This window comes from Citrobacter sp. Cu096 (assembly GCF_030332285.1).
Lineage (GTDB): Bacteria > Pseudomonadota > Gammaproteobacteria > Enterobacterales > Enterobacteriaceae > Citrobacter > Citrobacter meridianamericanus.
Map to the genome: position 1 here is coordinate 1,565,538 of NZ_JAOWID010000030.1, position 11,725 is coordinate 1,577,262.

11 protein-coding genes are annotated in these 11,725 nt (G+C 52.5%); 5 read left to right on the forward strand and 6 right to left on the reverse strand.

Annotation, left to right across the window (positions count from 1 at the left end; translation table 11 throughout):
• The first annotated feature begins 10 nt into the window (after positions 1–10).
• The gene (gene roxA / locus OGX99_RS21955) at positions 11–1,132 is read left to right on the forward strand and encodes a [50S ribosomal protein L16]-arginine 3-hydroxylase (RefSeq protein WP_286545080.1); all 1,122 of its coding nucleotides are present in this window, start codon (positions 11–13) and stop codon (positions 1,130–1,132) included.
• 53 nt (positions 1,133–1,185) lie between these two features.
• Here roxA and pepT read toward each other — a convergent pair whose 3' ends face one another.
• Entirely contained in the window at positions 1,186–2,412 is a 1,227-nt protein-coding gene (gene pepT, locus OGX99_RS21960) for a peptidase T (protein ID WP_187259991.1), read from the reverse strand.
• Between the two features lie 250 nt (positions 2,413–2,662).
• On the opposite strand from pepT, the gene potA reads away from it, so the two are divergent.
• Genes potA through potD form a run of 4 tightly spaced genes read left to right on the forward strand, consistent with a single transcriptional unit; the run spans position 2,663 to position 6,490 of the window.
• Positions 2,663–3,799, forward strand: a complete 1,137-nt coding sequence (potA, locus tag OGX99_RS21965) for a spermidine/putrescine ABC transporter ATP-binding protein PotA (protein ID WP_043015989.1) — start codon at positions 2,663–2,665, stop codon at positions 3,797–3,799.
• Complete coding sequence (gene potB, locus OGX99_RS21970; RefSeq protein ID WP_003030793.1) at positions 3,783–4,640, forward strand: spermidine/putrescine ABC transporter permease PotB; 858 nt, start codon at positions 3,783–3,785, stop codon at positions 4,638–4,640. The genes potA and potB overlap by 17 nt, the downstream gene beginning before the upstream one ends.
• Complete coding sequence (gene potC / locus OGX99_RS21975; RefSeq protein ID WP_003030794.1) at positions 4,637–5,416, forward strand: spermidine/putrescine ABC transporter permease PotC; 780 nt, start codon at positions 4,637–4,639, stop codon at positions 5,414–5,416. The genes potB and potC overlap by 4 nt, the downstream gene beginning before the upstream one ends.
• Positions 5,417–5,443: 27 nt before the next feature.
• Positions 5,444–6,490, forward strand: a complete 1,047-nt coding sequence (gene potD, locus OGX99_RS21980) for a spermidine/putrescine ABC transporter substrate-binding protein PotD (RefSeq protein ID WP_003030797.1) — start codon at positions 5,444–5,446, stop codon at positions 6,488–6,490.
• Positions 6,491–6,541: 51 nt separating this feature from the next.
• On the opposite strand, the gene cobB is transcribed toward potD, so the two are convergent.
• Genes cobB through lolC form a run of 5 tightly spaced genes read right to left on the reverse strand, consistent with a single transcriptional unit; the run spans position 6,542 to position 11,471 of the window.
• Positions 6,542–7,363, reverse strand: a complete 822-nt coding sequence (gene cobB, locus OGX99_RS21985) for a Sir2 family NAD+-dependent deacetylase (RefSeq protein WP_151220008.1) — start codon at positions 7,361–7,363, stop codon at positions 6,542–6,544.
• A gap of 15 nt (positions 7,364–7,378) precedes the next feature.
• Complete coding sequence (gene nagK, locus OGX99_RS21990; protein WP_286545082.1) at positions 7,379–8,290, reverse strand: N-acetylglucosamine kinase; 912 nt, start codon at positions 8,288–8,290, stop codon at positions 7,379–7,381.
• A 43-nt stretch (positions 8,291–8,333) separates the two neighbouring features.
• Positions 8,334–9,578, reverse strand: a complete 1,245-nt coding sequence (lolE, locus tag OGX99_RS21995; RefSeq protein WP_151220010.1) for a lipoprotein-releasing ABC transporter permease subunit LolE — start codon at positions 9,576–9,578, stop codon at positions 8,334–8,336.
• Positions 9,578–10,279, reverse strand: coding sequence for a lipoprotein-releasing ABC transporter ATP-binding protein LolD (lolD, locus tag OGX99_RS22000; protein ID WP_151220011.1), 702 nt, complete (start codon positions 10,277–10,279; stop codon positions 9,578–9,580). The genes lolE and lolD overlap by 1 nt, the downstream gene beginning before the upstream one ends.
• A complete protein-coding gene (gene lolC / locus OGX99_RS22005; RefSeq protein WP_003030806.1) occupies positions 10,272–11,471 on the reverse strand; it encodes a lipoprotein-releasing ABC transporter permease subunit LolC in 1,200 nt (399 codons plus the stop codon). Before lolC ends, lolD begins: the two co-directional genes overlap by 8 nt.
• Positions 11,472–11,725 lie beyond the last annotated feature (254 nt).

Sequence of the window (11,725 nt, forward strand, 5' to 3'; positions counted from 1 at the left end):
GAAGCTCACTATGGAATACCAACTCACACTTAACTGGCCCGATTTTCTTGAACGCCACTGGCAGAAACGCCCGGTGGTATTAAAACGCGGGTTTAACAACTTTATTGACCCACTTTCTCCTGACGAACTGGCTGGACTGGCAATGGAAAGTGAGGTCGACAGCCGACTCGTCAGCCACCAGGACGGCAAATGGCAAGTTAGCCACGGTCCCTTTGAAAGCTATGACCATCTCGGCGAGAACAACTGGTCGCTTCTGGTCCAGGCGGTCAATCACTGGCACGAGCCAACCGCCGCGCTGATGCGCCCGTTTCGTGAACTGCCTGACTGGCGTATCGACGATCTGATGATCTCCTTCTCCGTCCCTGGCGGCGGCGTTGGTCCGCATCTGGATCAGTACGATGTATTTATCATTCAGGGAACCGGACGTCGCCGCTGGCGCGTAGGTGAAAAACTGCAGTTGAAACAACACTGCCCTCACCCGGATCTCCTTCAGGTCGACCCGTTTGAAGCCATCATCGATGAAGAGCTGGAACCCGGCGATATCCTGTATATTCCACCGGGGTTCCCGCACGAAGGCTATGCGCTGGAAAACGCCATGAACTATTCGGTCGGCTTCCGTGCGCCAAACACGCGCGAACTGATTAGCGGGTTCGCCGATTACGTATTACAACATGAGCTGGGCAGCACGTATTACAGCGATCCTGACCTGCCGCCGCGCGACCATCCTGCCGACGTACTGCCACAAGAGATGGACAAGCTGCGCGAAATGATGCTGGGGCTGATTAATCAACCGGAACATTTCCAGCAGTGGTTTGGCGAGTTTATTTCTCAGTCTCGTCATGAGCTGGATATTGCGCCGCCGGAGCCACCGTATCAGCCAGATGAAATTTACGATGCCCTGAAGCAAGGGGATGTGTTAGTGCGTCTGGGCGGATTACGCGTATTGCGCATCGGCGACGACGTCTACGCCAACGGTGAAAAAATTGACTCGCCGCATCGTCCTGCCCTGGAAGCGCTGGCCAGCCATATCGTGCTAACGGCTGAGAACTTTGAGGATGCGCTGGAAGATCCGTCTTTCCTTGCCATGCTTGCCGCGCTGGTCAACAGTGGGTACTGGTTCTTCGAAGGGTGATGAGTCATTTTGCCGGATGACGTTTTGTGCATCCGGCATCTACTTCGGGCTTGTTACTGCTGCTTCGCAGTTAACTCCGCAATACGCACAATCACCTGCACCGCTTTTTCCATTCCTTCCAGGGTTACAAACTCATGTTTGCCATGATAGTTATAACCACCGGTGAAAAGATTCGGACACGGTAATCCCATAAACGACAGCTGTGCGCCGTCAGTACCGCCACGAATAGGTTTCAGCACCGGCTCAATATCGCAATCGCGCATTGCCTTCTGGGCGATATCCAGCACGTGTGGATGTTCAATCACTTTTTCGCGCATATTGTAGTAACTGTCTTCAATCACCAGTTCGATATAGCAATCCGGGTGTAACCCTTTACCGACCTTTTTGGCGATATCCATGATCTTACGTTTACGCGCTTCAAACTGCTTGCGGTCAAAATCACGGATGATGTAGTGCATATCTGCACGATCGACCGTCCCTTTCATGCTCGCCAGGTGATAAAAGCCTTCGTAGCCTTCCGTCGTTTCCGGGCTTTCGTCTGCCGGAACCTCAGCGTGAATACGCGCCGCCAGCGACAGCGCATTCACCATCACCCCTTTTGCAGTACCGGGATGCACATTGTTGCCGACAATTTTGATATTAACCGAGGCGGCGTTGAAGTTTTCAAACTCCAGCTCACCTACGCCACCACCGTCAACAGTGTAGGCCCACTGCGCATCGAATGCCGCAACGTCAAAATGCTTGGCCCCTTTACCAACCTCTTCATCCGGCGTGAAGGCCACGCGGATATCACCGTGCGGAATGTTTTTTTGAATAAGCACGGCCAGCGCGGTCATGATTTCCGCCACGCCTGCTTTGTCATCCGCGCCCAGCAGGGTTTTACCGTCTGTAGTGATTAGCGTCTGGCCCAGAAGTTGATGTAGCACCGGGAACATCACCGGCGACAGAACTTCATCACCAATGCCTAACGCAATATCGCCGCCGCGATAGTTTTCGACGATTTGCGGATTAACGTTTTTACCGCTGAAATCCGGTGAGGTATCCACATGGGAAATAAAGCCGATCGCGGGAATATTGCCAGCAACGTTAGCGGGCAGCGTCGCCATCAGCGTACCCTTTTCGCTCAATGAAATATTAACCAGCCCCATCTCTTCGAGCTGTTGTTTGAGCAGTTGTAACAACTTCCACTGTCCTTCTGTGCTGGGTACCTGCCGCACGCCCGATTTTGATTGGGTGTCCAGCGACACGTAGTGTAAAAAACGCTCAAGTAGTTTATCCATGCAGTCACCCTCACTTTTTGTGACAACATTATCAATAAGCAACAAAAGACAAATATTGCGTCAGGTCACTTTTATCCCCGCAAGTAAGAATATTTCTCCTCGACATCCCCTCTGACTATAGGGTTAAGTCAGTAATTCGCAACAAGGATTGGCGATTACAATGGTTTGCCGTAGAATAACCGCCCTCATTAAGAGTCATCAAGGTGGTTAACCACAAACCCCGCATCGGTCAGCCATCCGTTGCGTTTACATGGGACAGAGTAAAAAATTGAATAAACAACCGCGTTCGCTTTCTCCACTGGTGCAATTAGCGGGAATTCGCAAAAGTTTCGATGGCAAAGAGGTGATTTCCAGCCTGGATTTGACCATCAATAATGGCGAGTTTCTCACGCTGCTCGGCCCCTCTGGCTGCGGTAAAACAACCGTTCTTCGCCTGATTGCCGGCCTGGAAACTGTTGATTCCGGTCATATTATGTTGGACAACCAGGACATCACTCACGTTCCTGCGGAAAACCGCTACGTGAACACCGTCTTCCAAAGCTATGCGTTATTCCCCCACATGACCGTATTTGAGAATGTGGCCTTTGGCTTACGCATGCAAAAAACGCCCGCTGCCGACATTTCTCCCCGCGTTACTGAAGCTCTGCGCATGGTGCAACTGGAAGAATTCGCCCAGCGAAAACCACATCAACTCTCCGGTGGACAGCAGCAGCGCGTAGCGATTGCCCGTGCGGTGGTGAACAAACCCCGCCTACTCTTGTTAGATGAATCCCTCTCTGCACTGGACTACAAACTGCGTAAGCAGATGCAGAACGAACTGAAAGCGTTGCAGCGTAAGCTGGGTATCACTTTTGTCTTTGTCACACACGATCAGGAAGAAGCGCTGACCATGTCAGATCGCATCGTGGTGATGCGCGATGGTAAGATTGAGCAGGACGGTACGCCGCGCGAAATCTACGAAGAGCCTAAAAATCTGTTCGTCGCCGGATTTATTGGCGAGATCAACATGTTTAACGCCACGGTGATAGAACGTCTGGACGAACAGCGCGTTCGTGCTAACGTTGAAGGTCGTGAGTGCAATATTTATGTCAACTTTGCGGTGATTCCTGGGCAGAAGCTGCACGTTCTGTTACGCCCGGAAGATCTGCGCGTGGATGAAATCAACGACGATAATCATATCGAAGGTCTTATCGGCTACGTGCGTGAGCGCAACTACAAAGGCATGACGCTGGAGTCGGTTGTGGAACTGGAAAACGGCAAGATGGTGATGGTCAGTGAGTTCTTCAACGAAGACGATCCTGACTTTGACCACTCGCTCGACCAGAAAATGGCGATTAACTGGGTAGAAAGCTGGGAGGTCGTACTGGCTGATGAAGAACACAAGTAAATTCCAGAGTGTGGTGATCGTCACCATTGTCGGTTGGCTTGTGTTATTTGTCTTTCTGCCCAACCTGATGATCATCGGCACCAGCTTTTTGACCCGCGACGACGCCAATTTCGTCAAAATGGTCTTTACGCTGGAAAACTATACACGCCTGCTCGATCCGCTCTATTTTGAGGTGCTGGTTCATTCTCTCAATATGGCGCTGATTGCTACGCTCGCCTGTCTGGTACTCGGCTACCCGTTTGCCTGGTTTTTGGTGAAACTACCGGAAAAAGTGCGTCCACTGCTGCTGTTCCTGCTGATTGTTCCGTTCTGGACCAATTCACTTATTCGCATCTACGGACTCAAAATATTCCTCAGCACCAAGGGCTATCTCAACGAATTTCTGTTATGGCTCGGCGTTATCGATACCCCTATTCGCATCATGTTTACCCCCAGCGCGGTGATTATCGGCCTGGTGTACATCCTGCTGCCGTTTATGGTAATGCCGCTCTATTCCAGCATTGAAAAACTCGATAAACCGCTGCTGGAAGCCGCGCGCGATCTGGGCGCCAGTAAACTTCAGACCTTCACCCGCATCATTATTCCGTTGACGATGCCGGGAATTATCGCCGGATGCCTGTTGGTTATGCTGCCCGCAATGGGGCTGTTTTACGTATCCGACTTAATGGGCGGGGCGAAAAACCTGCTGATTGGTAATGTGATTAAAGTTCAGTTCCTGAACATCCGCGACTGGCCGTTTGGTGCCGCCACCAGCATTACGCTGACCATTGTGATGGGGCTGATGCTGCTAATCTACTGGCGCGCCTCCCGCTTGCTGAACAAGAAGGTGGAACTCGAATGATCGGTCGCCTGCTCAGAGGCGGTTTCATGACCGCTATCTACGCGTATCTGTATATTCCAATCATTATTTTGATTGTGAACTCCTTTAACAGCTCGCGCTTCGGCATCAACTGGCAGGGATTCACCACCAAATGGTACGGCCTGCTGATGAACAACGACAGCCTGCTACAGGCGGCGCAGCACTCGCTGACGATGGCAGTACTCTCCGCCACGTTTGCCACGCTGATCGGTTCACTCACAGCAGTCGCACTGTACCGCTACCGTTTTCGCGGTAAACCGTTTGTCAGCGGCATGCTGTTCGTGGTGATGATGTCGCCAGATATTGTGATGGCGATTTCTTTGCTGGTGCTGTTTATGCTGATCGGCATTCAACTGGGCTTTTGGTCACTTTTGTTCTCGCATATCACATTCTGTCTGCCCTTCGTGGTTGTAACGGTCTACTCACGTCTGAAAGGCTTTGACGTACGCATGCTTGAGGCGGCCAAAGATCTGGGTGCCAGTGAAGTAACCATTCTGCGCAAGATCATACTGCCATTGGCTATGCCTGCGGTGGCTGCCGGTTGGTTGCTGAGCTTTACGCTGTCGATGGATGATGTTGTCGTTTCGTCATTCGTTACCGGGCCGGGTTATGAAATTTTGCCATTAAAAATCTACTCAATGGTCAAAGTCGGCGTATCACCAGAGGTGAACGCTCTGGCGACCATTTTGTTGGTTCTGTCGCTGGTTATGGTCATTGCCAGCCAGCTTATTGCACGTGATAAAACCAAGGGCCGTTAAGGCCCTTAATTCAGGGGACGTTAAATGATGAAAAAATGGTCACGCCACCTGCTCGCGGCGGGTGCTCTGGCACTGGGCATGAGCGCCGCTCACGCCAATGACAACAACACGCTCTATTTCTATAACTGGACCGAGTATGTCCCGCCTGGACTGCTGGAACAGTTCACCAAAGAGACCGGCATTAAGGTGATCTATTCGACCTATGAGTCGAATGAAACTATGTATGCCAAGCTCAAAACTTATAAAGACGGCGCATACGATCTGGTGGTTCCGTCCACCTATTACGTCGATAAAATGCGCAAAGAAGGCATGATCCAAAAGATCGACAAGTCGACGTTGACCAACTTCCACAACCTCGATCCGGAAATGCTCAACAAGCCGTTTGACCCCAACAATGATTACTCCATCCCGTATATCTGGGGTGCTACGGCTATTGGCGTCAATAGCGATGCCATCGACCCGAAAACGGTGACCAGTTGGGCCGATCTGTGGAAACCGGAATACAAAGGCAGCCTGCTGTTAACGGATGATGCACGTGAAGTGTTCCAGATGGCACTGCGCAAGCTGGGATATTCCGGCAATACCACTGACCCGAAAGAAATTGAAGCTGCCTATAACGAGTTGAAGAAACTGATGCCAAACGTTGCAGCGTTTAACTCTGACAACCCTGCCAACCCGTATATGGAAGGTGAAGTCAATCTGGGGATGGTGTGGAACGGCTCCGCGTATGTTGCGCGTCAGGCAGGCACACCGCTTGAAGTCGTCTGGCCAAAAGAAGGTGGGATCTTCTGGATGGACAGCCTCTCTATTCCGGCTAACGCGAAAAACAAAGAAGGTGCGCTGAAGCTGATTAACTTCTTACTGCGCCCGGACGTGGCGAAAGAAGTTGCGGAAACTATTGGTTATCCAACGCCAAACCTGGCGGCACGCAAGCTGCTCAGTCCTGAAGTCGCGAACGATAAAACCCTGTACCCGGATGCAGAAACCATCAACAAAGGGGAATGGCAGAACGACGTCGGTTCCGCAAGCGCTATTTACGAAGAGTATTATCAGAAGCTGAAAGCAGGACGCTAATTCAGCGTGATGCCGGGTAAGGCGAAGCTGCCACCCGGCACATAAAATTGATCACAGTCCCTTCAACAACTTCTCCACAAACTCAGGTACCACCTGGCTTGCCGGACCGTAATACTTCTCTTCAAACTCGCTTCCCACCTGGCTCGGTTCAAGATTTAACTCTACCGTATGCGCCCCATGTAGTCGCGCCTCATGCACAAACCCCGCAGCCGGGTACACATGGCCCGACGTACCAATTGCAATGAATACATCCGCCATTGCCAGCGCCATGTAAATTTCATCCATGCCCAGCGGCATTTCACCAAACCACACCACGTGCGGTCGCAGCGGTGCCGGAAATTGACAGCAGTGACATTTATCTTCCGGGGTCACATCGTCCTTCCATTCCAGAATCTGCCCACTTTGCGAGCAGCGAACCTTGAGCAGTTCGCCGTGCATATGGATAACGTTCTGGCTGCCCGCACGTTCATGCAGATTATCAATGTTCTGTGTGACCAGTAAAAAACGATCACCCAGCTCGGCTTCGAGTTTTGCCAGCGCGATATGCGCCGCATTGGGCTGGATTTCTGGTTGCTGCAACTGGTGGCGACGGGCGTTATAAAACGACTGAACCAGTTGCGGATTACGACTAAATCCTTCCGGTGTCGCAACGTCCTCAACCCGATGTTCTTCCCAGAGACCATCCGCCGCGCGGAAGGTTCGAATTCCTGACTCAGCGGAGATTCCCGCTCCCGTCAGTACCAGCACTCTTGGTTTTTCCATCAATTCAGGCACCACTCTGTCTCTGAAAAAGATTCGTTGACGCAGGCGATCGCGCAAATGGCGTTTATTTTTACGAAAGCGGCTTAACCGATGACCCCGACGCGACAGCATAACAACCTCTTTGTATTAATCGGTAAGATGTAGGAAAGCGGCCCCGCGCATCCCGCCCGCATCGCCGTGCCGCGCTTGCTCAATACGCGGCACCCGTGCGACCGGCAGCAGATGACGTGGCAGCCGATCCGCCAGCTGCGTCGTGATAGCGGTAAAATTCGACAAGCCTCCGCCAATCACCACCAAATCAGGATCGACGATGGTCAGAATATTTCCAAGGCACACCGCCAGCAAATCCAGATAGCGTTCAACGTGAGCACGCGCTTGCTCATCACCCTGCTCCCACAGCGCGATAATTTCACGGGCATCCAGCGGTTTATGGTAGTAATGCTGATACAACCACGCAAATCCGCCGCCGGAAAGGTAGCTTTCGATGCATCCCAGTTGGCCGCATCCGCAGCGGCGTAGCGGGAAATCAAAACCCATCAGCGTCAGCGCATCGACTGGCAAACGAATATGACCAAACTCACCGGTAATATAGCTGTGTCCAGTGATGGATTTCCCGTTAAGTACCAGGCCGCCGCCCACGCCCGTACCAAGGATCAATCCCATCACCAGCGGATATTGAGTAAACTCGTCATCCCAGGCTTCGGAGAGAGCAAAACAGTTAGCGTCGTTATCCAGGCGTACATCCCGGTCCAACCGCGCGCTGAGGTCAGCACGTAAAGGTTTACCACTGGCAGCGGGAACGTTGGCTGCATAAAGCGTACCGTCTTCCGTTTCCGGCATACCAGGAATGCCGATGCCTACCGAACCTTTAACGCCAAACCGTTGGTCTGCTTCCTTTACCAAATTGCAAACCGCATCAAGGAAAGCGTCATAACTATCACGCGGCGTAGGGACGCGCGTTTCCCATTGCAAACGACGTTGATTATCGAATACGCCTAACGCAATTTTAGTCCCACCGATGTCAAATCCGTAATACATCACCGCTCCTTGATGCAGCATAAATGCTTTAATGTATATATTGTTATTGGCCGCTAAGTACTCTCGCAGGATCAATATTGCTGGCGCGACGCGCCGGATACCAACTCGCCAAAAGACTCAGCACTAATGCTGTCACCAGCACGTAAATCACATCCAGCCAATGTAATTCAGATGGCAGGAAGTCAATGAAATAGATATCGCCGGACAAGAACTGATGACCGATAAGCGCCTCGATACCGTTTATGATCGGCGTCAGTTGCAGTGAGACAACTACCCCAATAACCACGCCGATCAAGCTACCGAAAAGACCCGCCAGCAGGCCGTACCAGACAAAAATGGCTCGTATCAACCCATCTTTTGCCCCGAGGGTTCTTAATACCGCAATATCGCCGCTTTTGTCTTTTACCGCCATCACTAACGTGGAAACGATATTAAAGCAGGCCACACCAATCACCAGCACCATCGCCAGATACATAATGGCGCGAATCATCTGGATATCGCGATACATATAGCCGTAAGTACCGATCCAGCTCTTAATATAAACATAGTTATTGGTCACTTCGCCCGCGTCTCGCACCAGCTTATTGGCGTTAAACACGTCGTTAACTTTCAGCGCAATCCCGGAAACGCTGGATCCCATATCCAGGTATTGCTGCGCGTCTTGCATTGGGATCATGGCAAAGCTGTGATCGAGTTGGCCGCTCAGTTGCAGGATCCCAGTGACGTGTAAACGCACGCGTTTAGGCTGCTGTAACTTATGATCCGCACTGGCGTTGGGGATCATAATTGACACCCAGTCGCCCTGCTTCACCTTCAGCGCATCGGCAATACCCTTGCCAATGATTATCTGCTGCTCACCGGCTTTGAAATTATTCCAGGCGTGGTTCTGCACGAAGGAGGGCAACGCGCTCAAGCGCTGTTCCTGCTGCGGATCAACACCCTTCACCTGCACTGCGCGTAGGTTCGCCCCACTCTCCACCAGCCCGGTAAAGTTGATATAAGGCGCCGCAGCGACAATGCCGGGCACTTTCTGAACTTTATCGAGCGCTTCCTGCCAGTTGTTCCACGGCTGATTTACGGCTTCAATCTCACCATGCGGAACCACGGCCAGAATACGGTTGTTCAACTCACGCTCAAATCCGTTCATCGCGCTTAGACCGACGATCAACACCGCCACGCCCAACGCAATACCGACGGTAGAAATCACGGAAATCAGCGACACCATACCGCCGCGCCGCCGACCGCGGCTAAAGCGCAGACCAATCAATAATGATAAAGGCGACGCCATTACTCAGCCCCCATCAGGCTCAGTTCAGCCGTCAGGCGACCATCGCGCATTTCAAGCTGGCGGCTCATTCGCTTCGCTAACTGTAGATCGTGCGTCACCACCAGAAATGCCGTGCCCTGAGAGCGATTCAGCTCACCCAGAAGCTCGAAAATACTGTCCGCGTTTCGCGCATCAAGGTTACCCGTTGGCTCGTCTGCCAGTACCAGGCGCGGGTTATTTACCAACGCACGCGCGATGGCCACGCGCTGGCGTTCTCCGCCAGATAGTTCAGACGGGCGATGACTGGCGCGATGATCCAGCCCCACAGCTTTTAGCATATCCCGTGCGCGCTCGGTAATTTCAGCCGGTTTTTTCTTGCCTATCAGCAGCGGCATTGCCACGTTCTCCAGCGCGGTGAAATCCGGCAACAGATGGTGAAACTGATAAATAAAGCCCAACTTCTGATTGCGCAGTTCCGCTTTCGCCGCCGACGAGAGCTTGCTCATCGGCTGGCCGCTAAAAATCACGTCGCCGGAAGTCGGCGTATCCAGCCCGCCCAGCAGATGCAGCAATGTACTCTTCCCGGAGCCGGAGCTGCCGACAATTGCCATCATCTCGCCTTCGCCGACGCTAAAACTGACATCGTGCAGGACATCGGTTTGCACAGTGCCTTCCTGATAGCGTTTGCAGAGTTTGTCGCATTGCAACAGGATCTTATTCATAACGTAAAGCCTCAGCGGGTTGAGTGGCGGCAGCGCGCCAGGAAGGGTAAAGCGTAGACAGCAGCGCGATGGCCATCGCCACCAGCGCAATGACGATAACCTGCAGCGGCTCGATGGCCACCGGCAACGCAGCGCCATCCAGCAGCACGCCGATAATTGGCATCAGGTTGTTCAGTTGGCTGGCGAGCAATGCGCCCAGCACCGCGCCCAGCAGCGCGCCGATAATCCCGGCACTGGCCCCCTGCACCATAAACACCATCATGATTTGCCGCGGCGTTAGCCCCTGCGTTTGTAGAATCGCCACTTCCCCTTGCTTCTCCATTACCATCAGACCCAACGAGGTAATAATATTAAAAGCTGCCACCGCCACGATCAGGCTAAGCAGCAGCCCCATCATGTTTTTCTCCATGCGCACGGCCTGGAACAATTCCCCTTTGCGCTCGCGCCAGTCCTGCCATTTGGTACCTTGTGGCAGCGTTTGCTGGCTCAGCGTGTCAACTTTTAGCGGTTCATTCAGCCACAAACGCCAGCCGGTGATATTACCTACCGGGTAGCGCATCAGGCGGGACGCATCCTGAATGTTGGTCAGCATCTGGTAGCCGTCAACTTCACTGTTGGCAGCAAAGGTGCCAATCACCGTAAACAGACGCTGACTCGGCAGACGTCCCATCGGGGTAAACTGGCTGGCTGAGGGCACCATTACGCGAATTTGATCGCCGCGATTGACGCCCAACTGTCCGGCAAGCTGCTCACCAAGGATGACATTATACTTACCCGGCTGCAGATCTGTTTGCTTCACATTGACCAGATACGGCGTGAGTGGATCTTTTTGCGCTGGATCGATACCCAGCATCACGCCGACCGCCACGCTACGCGCACTTTGCAGCACCACATCCCCTGTAGTTATCGGTGCGACGCGGTTGACGCCGTTCAACACCACCGCTTTTTCCGGCAGTTGCTGTGGGTTCAGGGAACCCTGTTCAGACGAGAGAACGGCCTGAGGCATCAGACCAAGGATATTATTTTGCAACTCGCGCTCGAAACCGTTCATCACCGACAACACCGTGACCAACGCCATTACCCCGAGAGTAATGCCAATGGTGGAGAGCCAGGAAACGAAGCGACCGAAGCGATCTGCTGCACGCCCACGCATATAACGCAGGCCGATGAATAGAGCGACAGGTTGGTACATGAAATCCGTCTGGTTGCTGTTAGCAAAGTCACGAGTATATAAGCGAAAGCGGAATGGGTAAATGACTGAACCGTAAGTGTTCGTCAGCACTTGTCCTAAAAGTATAAATAAATCAATCCGCTAAAGTTGTCCCTCTTTCCTTAAGTCCAGCCCCCTGATCTTTATCTTAAAAAAACAAAATGCAGACAGTTACGCATTACAGCCCACCGCGAGTTGCGCAGGATGGCAGGCTATAGCAATCAATATGGATACGC